The organism is Pantoea sp. XY16, assembly GCF_025153065.1.
GTDB lineage: Bacteria > Pseudomonadota > Gammaproteobacteria > Enterobacterales > Enterobacteriaceae > Pantoea > Pantoea alfalfae.
Genome location: NZ_JANZNP010000015.1, coordinates 98,904 through 114,620, shown reverse-complemented (window position 1 = coordinate 114,620; position 15,717 = coordinate 98,904). Strand labels below are relative to the sequence as shown.

The following is a 15,717-nucleotide window of genomic DNA, read 5'->3' as shown; positions in this document are numbered from 1 at the left end:
CCTGGCGTGTGTGCACGGCGCGGTCAGGTCACCGGTGCCGGGTTAAACACCGCCAGCTGATTACGGATACCCCAGCGATCGGACCAGGTCTGCTTCCTGCCACTGGCAATGTCCAGAATCAACTCAAACAACCGCCAGCCCACCTGTTCAATACTCTCTTCACCGGTCGCAATCGTCCCGGCATTGATGTCCATCAGATCGTGCCAGCGCTCTGCCAGCGCATTACGCGTCGCCATCTTGATGACCGGAATTGCAGCCAGACCGTAAGGCGTTCCGCGACCGGTAGTGAAAACCTGTAGCGTGATACCGGACGCCAGCTGCTGCGTACCGCAGACAAAATCGCTGGCGGGCGTCGCCGCGTAGATCAATCCACGCCGCGTGGGCCGCTGGCCGGGCGACAGCACTTCAACAATGGCGCTGCGCCCCGATTTAGCGATCGACCCCAGCGCTTTTTCCACCACGTTCGCCAGCCCGCCTTTTTTATTGCCCGGCGACGGATTCGCGCTGCGATCGGTCTGGCCCTGGTCGAGGTAGTTGTCATACCAGGCCATCTCCTCCAGTAAGCGCTTACCGACTTCCTGATTAATCACCCGTGGCGTCAGCAGGTGAATCGCATCACGCACTTCAGTGACTTCCGAAAACATCACCGTCGCACCGCAGCGCACCAGCAGATCGGACGCGAAACCCACTGCCGGATTCGCCGTCACGCCCGAGAACGCATCGCTGCCACCGCACTGCATACCGACAATCAGTTCTGCTGCGGAACAGGTTTCACGCTGGCGCTGATTCAGCCGCTGGAGATGACGCTCCGCTACCTGCAGAATCTCATTTACCATCGCACCAAAACCGACCAGCTTCTCATCCTGCAAACGCACGATGTCATGATCGTCCAGCGAAATCGCCTGCACGTCAGGCGTGCCGGTCAGCAGACGCTCCGGCTGTAACTTCTCACAGCCCAGGCTGACGATCATGACTTCGCCACCGAAATTAGCATTCAGCGCCAGGTTATGAATGGTGCGAATCGGCACTACCGCCGCGGGTGCATTAATCGCCACGCCGCAGCCATAAAGGTGGTTGAGCGCGACCACGCCATCCACATTCGGGTAGCGCGGCAGCAAATCCCGTTCAATGATCTGTACGACATGATCCACCACACCGGCCACGCAGTGGACGCTGGTGGTGATCCCCAGCAGGTTACGCGTGCCGACGCTGCCATCCGCATTGCGATAACCTTCAAAGGTATAGCCTTCCAGCGGCGGCAATTCAGGCGGAACCTGATTGGCTAACGGCAGACTCGCCAGCGGAGGCGCTTCCGGCAGCGCGACCAGCGACTCATCAATCCAGCTGCCCTGGGCAATATCCCGTAATGCATAGCCGATGACTTCACCATAACGCACGATCTCTGCGCCCTGGTTAATTGCGCGCAGCGCCACTTTGTGGCCCTGTGGCACATGCTCCGTGAGTGTCAGGCCATCCGCAAACTGCGTGCCAGCCGGCAGACCCAGGCTGTTAACCACAATCGCCACATTGTCGTGCTCATGGACTTTGATATAGAGCGGTTGTTCATCTGTGTTTGGGTACATCGCTCACCTTCCCGTCTGTCGTGCCGTACTTGTGCGGCACGCTGTAATGTTCTGACCTGTCACACGATTGTTTGCCATCTTCAGTATAGGGAGGCGGCGTGGGGCGCGCATTGTGCAAATGACCACCATTGAGACAAGTCGCCTTATGATTTTGAGGCGATTATCCAGAAGCAAGTGAAGAGCCTCACAAACAGCGGGAGAAAGCGTTACCTGAGGGGGTTTACGCTCGGTTATTTGCCGCTTTCGTGAGCCATCCCGCAGGGTTTTGTGCATCCGCAATACAATCACTTCTTCACCGGCGTTATTCCAGGGCGATGTGCCAATGTGCTCGCTTCAGGCTGTTCTTATACTGGGTTCCGTTAGCCAAAGTCAGGTTATCTGTCACGACGTATTACTCATCTGAAGAGGTTACCGAGGCGCATTAGCTGCCACCTCGCAGATGGATAAATAAAGGTTTGCCAGAACAACAAGATCGCCGTGTTTAACCCAACTTCTCTCTGATACCCAACGCGATGTGTATGCAGTCAGAGCGAATGTAGCTCACGCTATATTTCAGGAGTGCATCATGAATAGTTTCAGCCAGACCGCGGAGACGGTGCAGAAGCGCACCAATGCCCGCTACTGGATTGTGGTGATGTTATTTATCGTCACCTCATTCAACTACGGTGACCGCGCAACCATTTCGATTGCCGGTTCTGCAATGTCCAAAGATATCGGTCTCGATTCGGTCGGACTTGGCTATATCTTCTCTGCCTTCTCATGGGCGTACGTTATTGGCCAGATTCCGGGCGGCTGGCTGCTCGATCGCTTCGGCTCTAAACGCGTCTATTTCTGGAGCATCTTTACCTGGTCGCTGTTTACGCTGCTGCAGGGATTTGTAGATATCTTCAGCGGCTTCGGCATCATTATGTCGCTGTTTATTCTGCGTTTCCTGGTAGGGCTGGCCGAAGCGCCTTCCTTCCCGGGCAACAGCCGCATTGTGGCCGCCTGGTTCCCGGCGCAGGAGCGCGGCACGGCGGTAGCGATCTTCAACTCGGCGCAATACTTCGCCACTGTCATCTTCGCCCCCATCATGGGCTGGCTGGTCTCTGAAGTGGGCTGGGCGCATGTGTTCTGGTTCATGGGCGGCCTGGGCATCATCCTCAGCTTTATCTGGCTGAAAGTGATCCACGATCCTACCGATCACCCTGGCGTGAACAAGGCTGAACTGGAGTACATGGAGCAGGGCGGCGCGCTGATCAACATGGATGTCAAAAAGGATAGCCGCAAAGTGAGCTGGAGCGAGAAGTGGTTCCAGATTAAGCAGCTGCTGACGTCACGCATGATGCTGGGCATCTACCTCGGTCAATACTGTGTTAACGCCTTAACCTACTTCTTTATTACCTGGTTCCCGGTCTATCTGGTGCAGGCGCGCGGCATGTCGATTCTGAAAGCGGGCTTTATTGCTTCGATTCCGGCGGTGTGTGGCTTCCTCGGCGGCGTACTGGGTGGGGTAATTTCTGACTGGCTGATGCGTAAAACCGGCTCGCTGAATATCGCACGTAAAACGCCAATCGTGCTCGGCATGCTGCTCTCCATCTCGATGGTGATGTGTAACTACACCGATACCGAATGGATGGTGGTGTTCTTTATGGCACTGGCGTTCTTTGGTAAAGGCATCGGTGCGCTGGGCTGGGCGGTAATGGCAGATACCGCGCCGAAAGAGATCAGTGGCCTGAGCGGCGGTCTGTTTAACATGTTCGGCAACTTCTCCGGCATCGTAACGCCTATCGCCATCGGCTACATCATTGCCACCAGCGGATCCTTTGAGGGCGCGCTGATCTATGTCGGCATTCATGCCTTTGTCGCAGCCTTCAGCTTCCTGGTCATTGCGGGCGATATCAAACGTGTCGAACTGAAAAACTGGCCCGGTAAGGATGCATTATGAATACGCAAAGTTCGCCGGTGATTACTGAGATGCAGGTTATCCCGGTCGCCGGTTATGACAGCATGCTGCTCAATATTGGCGGTGCGCACAACGCCTGCTTTACCCGCAACATTGTGGTCCTCACCGACAGCGCCGGTCACACCGGCGTGGGTGAAGCGCCTGGCGGTGACACCATCTATCAGACGCTGGTGGAGGCGATTCCGCAGGTGAAAGGCCAGCAGATTGCGCGAATGAACCGTCTGGTGCAGCAGGTACATAAAGGCAATCAGTCGGCTGACTTCACCACTTTTGGCAACGGTGCCTGGACCTTTGAACTACGTGTCAATGCGGTGGCCGCGCTGGAAGCGGCGCTGCTTGATTTGCTGGGGCAGTGTCTGGGCGTCCCGGTGGCTGAACTGCTGGGGCCGGGCAAACAGCGCGATGAAGTCACGGTGCTGGGCTATCTTTTTTATCTTGGCGACCGCCGCAAGACGGATCTCCCTTATCTCAGTGGCGATCAGGCCAGCCACGACTGGTATCACCTGCGTCATCAGGAAGCGCTGACGAGCGATGCCGTGGTGCGGCTGGCTGAGGCGGCTGCGGATAAATATGGCTTTAAAGATTTCAAGCTCAAAGGTGGCGTGCTCCCCGGCGAGCAGGAGATCGCTACGGCGGCAGCGCTCAAGCAGCGCTTTCCCGAGGCGCGCATCACAGTCGACCCCAACGGTGCCTGGCTGCTGGACGAGGCGATAGCGCTGTGTAAAGGGATGCAGGATGTGCTGAGCTACGCCGAAGATCCCTGCGGAGCAGAGCAGGGCTATTCGGGGCGTGAAGTGATGGCCGAGTTCCGGCGCGCCACCGGCCTGCCGGTCGCGACCAATATGATTGCCACCAACTGGCGCGAGATGAACCACGCGGTGATGCTGAATGCGGTCGATATTCCGCTGGCGGATCCGCACTTCTGGACGCTGAGCGGTGCCGTGCGTGTCGCGCAGCTATGTGATGAGTGGGGCCTCACCTGGGGTTGCCACTCTAATAACCACTTCGATATTTCTCTGGCAATGTTCACCCATGTGGGTGCGGCGGCGCCGGGCAATCCCACCGCCATTGATACCCACTGGATCTGGCAGGAGGGCGATCAGCGCCTGACGAAAAACCCGCTGCAAATCCGCAACGGAAAAATTGCCGTACCGGATGCACCGGGTCTGGGCATTGAGCTCGACTGGGAGCAGGTAAACAAAGCCCATCAGCTTTATCAGTCACTGCCCGCCGGTGCGCGTAACGACGCCACCGCGATGCAGTATCTGGTCCCCGGCTGGACATTTGACCGCAAGCGCCCGGCATTTGGCCGGACAACAGCATAAGGAGCAGGAGATGAGTTCAACACCGAAAGTGACCGCCATGCAGGTTATTCCGGTCGCAGGCTACGACAGCATGCTGCTGAACCTCAGCGGCGCTCACTCGCCATTCTTTACCCGCAACATTGTGATTATCAAAGATAACGCCGGACACACCGGCGTCGGTGAAATCCCGGGCGGCGAGAAAATTCGCCAGACGCTGGAAGATGCCGCCTCGCTGGTGATCGGCAAAACGCTGGGTGAGTACAAAAATACCCTCAGCCTGGTGCGCAGTACTTTTGCCGACCGCGATGCGGGCGGACGCGGCAACCAGACCTTTGATCTGCGCACCACGATTCATGTGGTGACCGGCATCGAAGCGGCGCTGCTTGATCTGCTGGGTCAGCACCTGGGCGTCAACGTCGCCTCGCTGCTGGGCGACGGGCAGCAGCGCGACCGCGTTGAGATGCTCGGTTACCTGTTCTACATCGGCGACCGCACTAAAACCTCGCTCTCTTATCAGAATCAGCAAGACGATCCGTGCGACTGGTATCGCCTGCGCCACGAAGAGGCGTTAACGCCGGATGCGGTAGTGCGCCTGGCAGAAGCGGCTTATGAGAAATATGGCTTTAACGACTTCAAACTCAAAGGCGGCGTGCTGCGCGGCGGTGAAGAGGCTGAAGCGGTCACGGCGCTGGCTAAACGTTTTCCTGAAGCTCGCATTACCCTCGATCCCAACGGGGCCTGGTCGCTCAACGAGGCGATCATGCTCGGCAAACAGCTCAAAGATGTGCTGGCTTACGCAGAAGATCCCTGTGGTGCAGAGCAGGGCTATTCAGGCCGCGAAGTGATGGCGGAGTTCCGCCGTGCGACCGGCATGCCCACCGCCACCAATATGATCGCCACCGACTGGCGGCAGATGGGGCATACCCTGTCGCTGCAGTCGGTGGACATTCCGCTGGCCGATCCGCACTTCTGGACCATGCAGGGCTCGGTGCGGGTGGCGCAGATGTGTCACGACTTCGGCCTGACCTGGGGCTCGCACTCTAACAACCACTTTGATATTTCGCTGGCGATGTTTACTCATGTTGCCGCCGCCGCGCCGGGTGCCATTACCGCCATTGATACCCACTGGATCTGGCAGGAGGGCAATCAGCGCCTGACCAAAGAGCCGTTCCAGATTAAAGGCGGCATGGTGCAGGTGCCGCAGAAGCCAGGTCTTGGCGTAGAGCTGGATATGGATCAGGTGATGCAGGCCAATGCGCTCTATCAGAAGCAGGGACTGGGCGCGCGTGACGATGCTGAAGCGATGCAATTTTTAGTACCGGGATGGACTTTCGACAATAAACGCCCGTGCCTGGTACGTTAACCTTTCTGGCTCCCGCCGCGGAGCCACCGTCACAGGAGTTCAACCATGAGTAATGCAGCCTGGCCTAATGGATTTCGTCGTCGCCTGTTAGCGGGCGACACCCTGATTGGCAGCTGGTGTGCGCTGGCCAGTCCGATCTCAACTGAAATCCTGGGGCTGGCCGGTTTCGACTGGCTGGTACTGGATGGCGAACACGCGCCCAACGACATCACGACCTTCGTGCCGCAGCTGATGGCGCTGAAAGGCAGCCATAGCGCGCCCGTGGTGCGTCCGCCCTGCAACGAGCCGGTGATCATCAAGCGCCTGCTGGATATCGGGTTTAACAACTTCCTGGTGCCGTTTGTCGAGACCGAAGAGGAAGCCCTGCGGGCGGTCGCCTCAACCCGCTATCCGCCAGCCGGGATTCGCGGTGTCTCGGTGTCGCACCGCAGCAACATGTACGGCACGTTGCCGGATTACAACAGCACCATTAATGACAACATCACGGTGCTGGTTCAGATCGAAACTCAGCAGGCAGTCGACAACATTGACGCGATTGCAGCCGTTGACGGCGTCGACGGTATTTTTGTCGGGCCGGGCGATCTCTCCGCTGCACTGGGCTATCTCGGCCAGCCTGCGCATCCTGAAGTGCTGAAAGTGATTAAACACATTTTTGAACGTGCCAAAGCCGCCGGTAAACCGAGCGGCATTCTGGCACCGGTGGAAGCGGACGCGCGTCGCTATCTGGAGTGGGGTGCCACCTTTGTGGCCGTCGGCAGCGATGTCGGGATGTTCCGCAACGCTTCGCAGACGTTATGCGACAAATTTAAGCGTTAATCAATCAAGGGGAAACGCAATGAAAATTGGATTTATCGGCCTGGGCATTATGGGCAAACCCATGAGTAAGAATCTGGTGAAAGCCGGTTATTCGCTGGTGGTACGCGACAACAACACCGAAAACGAAGCGGAACTGGCTAAACTGGGCGCGACCGTGGCGAAAACGCCAAAAGAGGTGGCTGAGCAGTGCGATGTGGTGATTACCATGGTGCCAAACTCGCCGCAGGTTATCGATGTCTGCCTGGGGAAAAACGGCATCATTGAAGGGGCGAAGCCGGGCCTGGTGGTGATCGACATGAGTTCGATTGCGCCACTGGCGAGCCGGGAAGTGCATGATGCGCTGGCAGAAAAGCAGATAAAAATGCTGGATGCACCGGTCAGCGGCGGCGAGCCAAAAGCGATTGAAGGCACACTCTCTGTGATGGTCGGCGGTGATAAAGCCGTGTTCGATTCCTGTTATGACATCATGAAATCAATGGCGGGATCGGTCGTGCATACCGGCGACATCGGTGCAGGCAACGTGACCAAGCTGGCAAACCAGGTGATTGTGGCGCTGAACATTGCGGCAATGTCCGAGGCGCTGTCGCTGGCGACTAAAGCGGGTGTGAATCCGGATTTGGTTTATCAGGCGATTCGCGGTGGGCTGGCGGGCAGTACGGTGCTGGATGCCAAAGCGCCGATGGTGATGGATCGCAACTTCAAACCCGGCTTTCGTATCGACCTGCATATCAAAGATCTGGCGAACGCGCTGGATACCTCGCACAGCATCGGCGCGCATCTGCCGCTGACGGCGGCGGTGATGGAGATGATGCAGGCACTGCGCAACGATGGACAGGGTAACGCCGACCACAGCGCGCTGGCCTGCTATTATGAGAAGTTAGCGAAGGTTGAAATCGCCCGCTAAAACCCGGTGCCGGTCTCCCCAAACCGGACTGGTCAGGAGCCGTTTTAATTACTCAACTGCGCTCGGATTGCCTATGAAAATCGTAATCGCACCGGATTCATATAAAGAGAGTTTATCCGCCCTGGATGTGGCATCGGCGATTGAAGCGGGTTTCCGTGACATTTTCCCCGATGCGCATTACGTGAAAATACCGGTCGCCGACGGTGGCGAAGGCACGGTAGAAGCGATGGTGGCGGCGACGAAGGGGAAAATCGTCAGGCTGAAGGTGACCGGGCCGCTGGGCACGCAGGTCGATGCCTTTTATGGCTTGTCCGGCGATGAGTCCACTGCTTATATCGAAATGGCAGCAGCCAGCGGACTGGAGCGGGTGCCAGCATCACAGCGTGACCCGTTGATCACGACCTCATTCGGCACCGGCGAGTTGATCCGACATGCGCTGGATAAGGGCGTCGGCCACATCATCATTGGTATCGGCGGCAGCGCCACCAACGACGGCGGTGCCGGGATGATGCAGGCGCTGGGTGCCCGATTGCTCGACACCCAGGGTAAAGAGATTGGCCAAGGTGGCGGCGCGCTCTCTCAGCTCGCTAGCATTGATATTGACGCCCTGGATGCCCGCATCCATCAGTGCCGCATTGAAGTGGCCTGTGACGTCACGAATCCGCTGACCGGCAAAGAGGGCGCATCGGCTATTTTCGGTCCGCAGAAAGGGGCGACCCCGGCGCTGGTGCAGCAGCTCGATCAGGCGCTGGCCCATTACGCTGAGATTATTCACCGCGATCTCGACATCGATGTGCTGCATATTCCCGGCGGCGGCGCGGCGGGCGGCATGGGCGCGGCGTTGCACGCCTTCTGTCAGGCGGAGCTGCGGCGCGGCATTGAGATTGTTACTGAGGCACTGGGCCTGGCTGAAGAAGTCAAAGATGCTGACCTGGTGATTACCGGTGAAGGGCGTATCGACAGCCAGAGTATTAATGGCAAGGTGCCGATTGGGGTTGCCAACGTGGCAAAGCGTTTTAACAAGCCGGTGATTGGCATCGCCGGAAGCCTGACGGCGGATGTCGGCGTGGTGCATCAGCACGGGATTGATGCAGTGTTCAGCGTGCTCTACAGCATCTGTACACTCGAAGAGGCACTTGCGGATGCCGGAAAGAATGTCGAGATGACAGCGCGTAACGTGGCCGCGACGTTAAAACTGGCCGGATTTCACTGACCGTCAGGACTATCAGGCCAGGCAATGCGGGCCTGATAGTCCTGACGGTGATGCTGGTGGTAAGCATAGTTTTACGGCATCAGCCTTTTACCCCGGAGGCAGGTGCGTCAGCGGAAGCTAACGCACCTGCCGGTTAGCGTTTGCGCGAATAACAGGCGTGGCAGCAGGTCCGTCAGACTTCCCCGAATCCTAACAGTCGCCGGGCTTCTCTGGCGACGTTCTCCATCTCATCCTGCAGCTCCAGCAGTTCCGGCTCCAGCGCAGCGATATCGCTGGCCTCCAGTAGCCCGCGTTCCAGCTGATGACAGAGTTGCTTCATGCGCGGCACGCCGCTGTAGCTGGCACTGCCGTGCAGCTTGTGAATAATTTCACGCAGGGCGTTGACCTCATTGGCCGCCATAAACTGCGCCATCTTCGCATGCACTTCCGGTAAAAATTCCAGCAGCATGCGTAGCAGATCGCGCGCCAGATCCGGTTTGTTCGCCGCCTGTCGCAGCGCCAGCTGCCAGTCCAGCGTCGGTAATATCGGCTGCAGTTCCGGCAGGGAGACCACTGGCGGCGGCGTATAGCGTGCCAGCAGTTGTCTCAGCTTGCTCTCATCAATCGGCTTGGCAAGATAGTCATTCATGCCCGCCTTGATCAGCTGCTCACGCTCGCCATCAATCGCATGTGCGGTCACCGCCACAATCGGTGTATTCGCGTGATGCGGCAGACCCCGGATAATTTCGCTGGCACGAATGCCATCAATTTCGGGCATCTGAATATCCATCAGAATCACATCCAGCGACTGCTGACGCGCTGCGCGGATGGCGTGTTCGGCGCTGCTGCACAGCAGGATGTTCTGCACCTGCTCCTCCAGCAGCGCGCCAATCAGCTTGAGGTTGGCGGGATTGTCATCCACCGCCATCACCGTTAGCGGTAGACGCGGTGACAGCGGCAGCTCGCTGATCTGACGGGTATGGAGATCCAGTAACATCGGCAGAAGCCGTGTCAGTGAGATCGGCTTAGCAATGCAGCCGTCAATGCCGCGTACCTTCAGTTCATCAGCCAGCAACATCATCGGGCTGGGAAGGGCCATCAGCACGTTGTCTGCCCGATCCAGCAGCCCATTGATCAGGCGCTCATTAAGTAGTGCAGGCTGGCTGATACCGACCGGCATCGCCATCAGCAGCAGCGGATAGTGAGATTCTTTCAAACCTTCCAGCGTTTCGCTGTAGTCGATCTGCAATGGAGTGGCGCTTAACATCTCCAGCGCGGCGCTGGCAACGTTAGCATCCGCTTCCACATAGGCAATGCGCGCATGGGACAGCGCATCCAGCACGCGAGGCATACCGGGTGCATTGGGATTAAGATCCAGCTGTACGCGAATCACAAAGGTCGACCCCTGATCCGGCTGGCTGCTGAAGGTGATTTCTCCTCCCATCTCCCGCACCAGTTTCTGGGTGATGACCAGACCCAGCCCGGTGCCGCCATGGCGGCGCGTAATACTGGCGTCAGCCTGACGGAACGCCTGGAACAGCTGTGTCTGCTGCTGCTCAGAGATGCCGATGCCGGTGTCCTCAACCTGAATCTCCAGCTCGACGCGCGACTGGGTAATCACCCGCTGTCCGACGCGCATGCCGATGTAACCCTGCTCGGTAAACTTGATGGCGTTACCAATCAGGTTGATCAGAATCTGTTGCAGACGCAGCGCATCGCCAATCACGTTGTCCGGTACGCTGCTGTCACATACCACCGTCAGCTCCAGCCCCTTTTCATGCGCCGACGGCGCCAGCAGCACCAGGGTTTCATCCAGCGTGGCGCGCAGCGGGAAGGGGATTGCCTCCAGCATCAGCTTGCCTGCTTCCAGCTTCGAAAAATCGAGAACGTCATTGATAATACTGAGCAGGTTATTTGCCGAGCGCTCAATGGTCTGCATATAGTCGCGCTGGGTGGTGCGCAGTTGGGTTTTCAGCATCTGCCGGGTAAAGCCCAGCACGCCATTGAGCGGCGTTCGCAGCTCATGCGACATATTGGCCAGAAACTCAGATTTGATACGTGCGGCTTCCTGCGCGCGTTTCTTCGCCAGATCCAGTTCAACGTTCTGAATTTCCAGCTGCTCCAGCGTCTCTCTTAAATCCCAGGTTGCCTGGTCGATATTGTGCTGCATCTCTTCGTGATAGGCGGTCAGCGACATCGCCATCGCGTTAATGCCGTTTTTCAGAATGTTGAGTTCACCCAGCATGTAGCCCTCAACGCGGCTGTCGAGCTGGCCGCGACGGATGCGGTCAACGGTAGTGACCATATTGCGGATCGGGCCGGTGACATCGCGCATCAGACGATAAGCAAATAGCATGGCAAGACAGAGGCAGAAGAGCAGCATCAGCGTGGCAACAAACACCTCTTTGTACTGCTGTAACCGCACCGACTGCAGATCCAGTTCAATCGCCACATAGCCCAGCGGATTGCCCGCTGGCTTGGCATCTTCATCCGGTAATTCATCCACATCGTAACGCTCGCTGGTAATCGGCGTACGCAGAATTAATAGGCTGCCGTGGCGCTCCATTGAGACATCGTCAGGCAGGGCGCGGATATCATTCTGTTGCAGCAGGCTGAGGTTTTGCTTGTGGTTCGAGGTGACATAAAGCTGATTGTGATTATCAAACACCGAGATGGCCCGGACGATGCCGGAATGGCGGCGGTGCAGCAGGCTGACCAGTCCACGCATGGCATCACGGTTGTGCCACGTCATGCTGTATTCGCTGGAGATCGCCAGGGGTTCGATGATGTTAGCCCCGGCATCAATCACCTGGCGCTGCAGTTCGTTGTAGCGGTGCACCACAAAAAAGGAGCTGAGCAGCAGGCCAACCATCAGCGTGGGTGCCAGGATTAAAATCATCATTCGCGCCCGCAGGCTGTATTTGGTCATAATAGTCGCCTGGCTACTCCGGCATTAACGTCCCTGTGCATGCTGTCGACAAAACGATGCAGGCCGTTTTCGATAAAGAGAATGAATAACACTATGGCGCAATTCTACGTTGCAAAACAGCGCGTGACGACGCAACAACGGATCACCGTCACCATTGAGGAGCTCGACCCGTTCGGGCAGGGGGTGGCGCGCCACAAGGGCAAAACCCTTTTTGTCACGGGTGCTCTGCCGGGTGAACAGGCGGAGGTCGTGCTGACAGAGGATAAACGTCAATTTGCCCGGGCGAAAGTGACACGACTGATTAGCCGCAGCCCGGAGCGCGTCACGCCGCGCTGCCCGCACTACGATCGCTGCGGCGGCTGCCAGCAGCAGCATGCCGATGTGGCGCTGCAACAGCAGAGCAAATCCCAGGCCCTGAGCCGGATGCTGAGCCAGGCCGCAGCACAGAACGTGGCGGTAGATGAGGTGATCGCCGGTCAGCCCTGGGGCTACCGTCGTCGCGCCCGTCTGGGTCTGCAATGGCAAAATAAAGCGCAACGCTTACAGATGGGCTTTCGTCAGGAAGCCAGCAACGATCTGGTCGATATTCAGCACTGCCCCATTTTAGCGCCCGAACTTGAAGCGTTACTGGTTCCGCTGCACCAGTGCCTCAGTGAGTTGCGCGCCGTCAGGCGTCCCGGACATGTGGAACTGGTGCTGGCGGATAACGGCCCGCTGATGATTCTGCGCCATCTTGATGCGCTGCATGCCAGCGATCGTGAAAAACTGGAACAGTTTTCGCATAAGCATCAGCTTATGCTGTTCCTGGATGCCGGTGATGAAGCATTGACCGCGTTAAGTGAATCGACGCCGTTTTATCATTCGCACCAGCTTAAGCTAACCTTCAGCCCACAGGATTTTATTCAGGTTAACGATGCGGTTAATCAGCAGATGGTCGCGAAGGCGATCGCCTGGCTCGATCTGCAGCCGGAAGACCGGGTGCTGGATCTGTTTTGCGGCATGGGAAACTTCACACTTCCTATAGGAATCTTCGTACATAATGTGGTTGGTGTGGAGGGGATTGCAGCATTAGTACGGCAGGCAGCGTATAATGCTGATTTGAATAATCTTAAAAATGTCAGTTTCTTTCAGCATAATCTGGAAGAAGAGGTGTCGCGCCAGCCGTGGGCGGCACAGGGATTTAACAAGGTATTACTCGATCCGGCACGCGCCGGGGCTGCGGGCGTCATGGCGCATGTGGTTAAACTTGCACCAGAACGCGTGGTCTATGTTTCGTGTAATCCCACAACACTCGCCCGCGACAGTCAGACATTGCTGTCGGCAGGCTACCAATTGGAAAGGGTCGCGATGCTGGATATGTTCCCACATACCCGTCATCTCGAATCCATGGTGCTGTTCAGAAAAACATAAGCGATGAATGTCGTTGTGCAGGAGAGGTTATGGTTGCGGTCAGAAGTGCGCATTTAAATACTGAGGGGGACTTCGCCCTCGACCAGTGGATCGCCAGTCTCGGTATTGCCAACCCGCAATCCTGTCAACGCGTTGCTGAGACCTGGCGCTACTGCGAAGCGCAGACGCAGGGCCATCCCGATCAGTCGCTGCTCCTGTGGCGCGGTATTGAGATGGTGGAAATCCTCTCCATGCTCAGCATGGATATTGAAAGCCTTTGTGCGGCGCTGATTTTCCCGCTGGCTAACGATGAAGTGGTGAGTGAAGAGGAGCTGGAAACTGCCGTCGGCAAAGGCATCGTCTCGCTGGTACACGGCGTGCGCGATATGGACGCCATCCGCCAGCTGAAAGCGATCCATAACGACTCCATGGCCTCTGAACAGGTCGATAACGTCCGCCGCATGCTGCTGGCGATGGTGGAAGACTTTCGCTGCGTGGTGCTCAAGCTGGCCGAACGCATCATGAACCTGCGCGAAATGAAAGATGCGCCGGAAGATGAGCGGGTGCTGGCCGCCAAAGAGAGCACCAACATCTATGCGCCCCTGGCCAACCGTCTTGGTATTGGACAGCTCAAATGGGAGCTGGAAGATTACTGCTTCCGCTACCTGCATCCCGACGAATATAAGCGCATCGCCAAATTACTACATGAGCGAAGAATCGACCGCGAGCAGTACATCGATAACTTCGTCAGCAACCTGCGCAAAGAGATGGCCAAAGAGGGCGTGCGCGCCGAAGTCTATGGTCGCCCGAAACATATCTACAGCATCTGGCGCAAGATGCAGAAAAAGTCGCTGGCCTTCGATGAGCTGTTTGACGTACGGGCGGTGCGCATCGTGGCCGATCGCCTGCAGGATTGCTATGGCGCGCTGGGTACGGTGCATACGCTCTATCGCCATCTGCCCAGTGAGTTTGATGACTACGTCGCTAACCCCAAACCCAACGGCTATCAGTCAATTCATACGGTGGTGTTAGGGCCGCAGGGCAAAACGGTGGAAATCCAGATCCGTACCCGCCAGATGCATGAAGATGCCGAGCTGGGCGTGGCGGCGCACTGGAAATATAAAGAGGGGCCAACCTCCAGCAGCGCGCGCGGCGCGGCGGGTCATGAAGAGCGTATTGCCTGGCTGCGTAAGTTGATTAGCTGGCAGGAAGAGATGGCCGACTCCGGCGAGCTGCTGGAAGAGGTCCGCAGTCAGGTGTTCGACGACCGGGTCTACGTTTTCACCCCGAAAGGTGACGTGGTGGATCTGCCGGCCGGTTCGACGCCGCTCGACTTTGCCTATCATATTCATAGTGACATCGGTCACCGCTGCATCGGTGCAAAAATCGGTGGTCGCATCGTGCCGTTCACCTATCAGCTGCAGATGGGCGATCAGGTTGAAGTGATCACCCAGAAACAGCCGAACCCGAGCCGCGACTGGCTCAATCCGAATCTGGGCTATATCACGACCAGCCGTGGACGCTCGAAGATCCACAACTGGTTCCGAAAACAGGATCGCGACAAGAACATTATCGCCGGACGGCAGATTCTGGATAACGAACTGAATCAGCTCGATATCAGCCTGCGCGAAGCGGAAAAACTGCTGCTGCCGCGCTATAACGTGACCTCACTGGAGGAGCTGCTGGCGGCCATTGGCGGCGGCGATATCCGTCTTAACCAGATGGTTAACTTCCTGCAGGCGAAGCTGAATAAGCCGAGTGCTGAAGAGGAAGATCGCGAAGCGCTGCGCCAGCTGACCCAGAAATCCTACTCGCAGCCCGCACGCAAAGAGAGTGGACGCGTGGTCGTCGAGGGCGTAGGCAATCTGATGCACCACATTGCCCGCTGCTGTCAGCCGATTCCGGGCGATGATATTGTTGGCTTTATCACCCAGGGGCGCGGCATCTCAATTCACCGCGCCGACTGCGACCAGCTCTCTGAACTGATTTCACATGCGCCGGAACGTATCGTCGATGCCGTGTGGGGCGAGAGCTACTCCAGCGGTTACTCGCTGGTGGTGCGCGTCACCGCCAACGATCGCAGCGGCTTGCTGCGTGACATCACTACCATTCTCGCCAACGAGAAAGTGAATGTACTGGGCGTCTCAAGCCGCAGCGACACTAAAAAGCAGCTGGCGACCATCGACATGGATATTGAGATCTACAACCATCAGGTACTGGGACGTGTCCTGGCGCGCCTGAACCAGGTCTCTGATATTATTGACGCCCGCCGCCTGCACTGATATTCAGCTG

Annotated in this window: 10 protein-coding genes; 8 read left to right on the top strand and 2 right to left on the bottom strand. The window is 57.5% G+C overall.

Annotated features, from left to right (window positions below; all coding sequences use genetic code 11):
- Nucleotides 1-23 precede the first annotated feature (23 nt).
- Nucleotides 24-1,583 carry a galactarate dehydratase gene (gene garD / locus N1689_RS19550; RefSeq protein ID WP_161732825.1) on the bottom strand — a complete coding sequence of 520 codons (1,560 nt, stop codon included), beginning with the start codon at nt 1,581-1,583 and terminating at the stop codon, nt 24-26.
- Nucleotides 1,584-2,148: 565 nt separating this feature from the next.
- On the opposite strand from garD, the gene N1689_RS19545 reads away from it, so the two are divergent.
- The 6 genes from N1689_RS19545 to N1689_RS19520 all read left to right on the top strand — a co-directional run bounded on the left by N1689_RS19545 (nt 2,149) and on the right by N1689_RS19520 (nt 9,128).
- Nucleotides 2,149-3,510 carry an MFS transporter gene (locus tag N1689_RS19545; RefSeq protein ID WP_161732823.1) on the top strand — a complete coding sequence of 454 codons (1,362 nt, stop codon included), beginning with the start codon at nt 2,149-2,151 and terminating at the stop codon, nt 3,508-3,510.
- Nucleotides 3,507-4,853: an enolase C-terminal domain-like protein gene (locus N1689_RS19540; RefSeq protein ID WP_161732821.1), complete on the top strand. Its 1,347-nt coding sequence runs from the start codon at nt 3,507-3,509 to the stop codon at nt 4,851-4,853. Before N1689_RS19545 ends, N1689_RS19540 begins: the two co-directional genes overlap by 4 nt.
- A 10-nt stretch (nt 4,854-4,863) precedes the next feature.
- Nucleotides 4,864-6,195 carry a glucarate dehydratase gene (gudD, locus tag N1689_RS19535; RefSeq protein WP_161732819.1) on the top strand — a complete coding sequence of 444 codons (1,332 nt, stop codon included), beginning with the start codon at nt 4,864-4,866 and terminating at the stop codon, nt 6,193-6,195.
- Between the two features lie 45 nt (nt 6,196-6,240).
- Nucleotides 6,241-7,011 (top strand): 2-dehydro-3-deoxyglucarate aldolase, encoded by a 771-nt coding sequence (garL, locus tag N1689_RS19530; RefSeq protein WP_161732817.1) that lies wholly within the window; start codon nt 6,241-6,243, stop codon nt 7,009-7,011.
- Nucleotides 7,012-7,030: 19 nt separating this feature from the next.
- On the top strand, nt 7,031-7,915 hold the full coding sequence (gene garR, locus N1689_RS19525; RefSeq protein WP_161732815.1) for a 2-hydroxy-3-oxopropionate reductase: 885 nt from the start codon (nt 7,031-7,033) through the stop codon (nt 7,913-7,915).
- A gap of 73 nt (nt 7,916-7,988) precedes the next feature.
- Nucleotides 7,989-9,128 carry a glycerate kinase gene (locus N1689_RS19520; RefSeq protein ID WP_161732813.1) on the top strand — a complete coding sequence of 380 codons (1,140 nt, stop codon included), beginning with the start codon at nt 7,989-7,991 and terminating at the stop codon, nt 9,126-9,128.
- 172 nt (nt 9,129-9,300) lie between these two features.
- Here the strand turns inward: N1689_RS19520 and barA are convergent, their stop codons facing one another.
- Nucleotides 9,301-12,036, bottom strand: a complete 2,736-nt coding sequence (barA, locus tag N1689_RS19515) for a two-component sensor histidine kinase BarA (protein WP_260059962.1) — start codon at nt 12,034-12,036, stop codon at nt 9,301-9,303.
- 93 nt (nt 12,037-12,129) lie between these two features.
- Here barA and rlmD point away from each other — a divergent pair, with 93 nt between their 5' ends.
- Nucleotides 12,130-13,446: a 23S rRNA (uracil(1939)-C(5))-methyltransferase RlmD gene (gene rlmD / locus N1689_RS19510; RefSeq protein ID WP_161732809.1), complete on the top strand. Its 1,317-nt coding sequence runs from the start codon at nt 12,130-12,132 to the stop codon at nt 13,444-13,446.
- A gap of 29 nt (nt 13,447-13,475) precedes the next feature.
- On the top strand, nt 13,476-15,707 hold the full coding sequence (relA, locus tag N1689_RS19505; protein WP_161732807.1) for a GTP diphosphokinase: 2,232 nt from the start codon (nt 13,476-13,478) through the stop codon (nt 15,705-15,707).
- Nucleotides 15,708-15,717 lie beyond the last annotated feature (10 nt).

What these genes read in the sequence shown, in the direction of transcription:
- garD (WP_161732825.1), bottom strand. Translation starts at nt 1,583, where the DNA reads ATGTACCCAAACACAGATGAACAACCGCTCTATATCAAAGTCCATGAG.
- N1689_RS19545 (WP_161732823.1), top strand. Translation starts at nt 2,149, where the DNA reads ATGAATAGTTTCAGCCAGACCGCGGAGACGGTGCAGAAGCGCACCAAT.
- N1689_RS19540 (WP_161732821.1), top strand. Translation starts at nt 3,507, where the DNA reads ATGAATACGCAAAGTTCGCCGGTGATTACTGAGATGCAGGTTATCCCG.
- gudD (WP_161732819.1), top strand. Translation starts at nt 4,864, where the DNA reads ATGAGTTCAACACCGAAAGTGACCGCCATGCAGGTTATTCCGGTCGCA.
- garL (WP_161732817.1), top strand. Translation starts at nt 6,241, where the DNA reads ATGAGTAATGCAGCCTGGCCTAATGGATTTCGTCGTCGCCTGTTAGCG.
- garR (WP_161732815.1), top strand. Translation starts at nt 7,031, where the DNA reads ATGAAAATTGGATTTATCGGCCTGGGCATTATGGGCAAACCCATGAGT.
- N1689_RS19520 (WP_161732813.1), top strand. Translation starts at nt 7,989, where the DNA reads ATGAAAATCGTAATCGCACCGGATTCATATAAAGAGAGTTTATCCGCC.
- barA (WP_260059962.1), bottom strand. Translation starts at nt 12,036, where the DNA reads ATGACCAAATACAGCCTGCGGGCGCGAATGATGATTTTAATCCTGGCA.
- rlmD (WP_161732809.1), top strand. Translation starts at nt 12,130, where the DNA reads ATGGCGCAATTCTACGTTGCAAAACAGCGCGTGACGACGCAACAACGG.
- relA (WP_161732807.1), top strand. Translation starts at nt 13,476, where the DNA reads ATGGTTGCGGTCAGAAGTGCGCATTTAAATACTGAGGGGGACTTCGCC.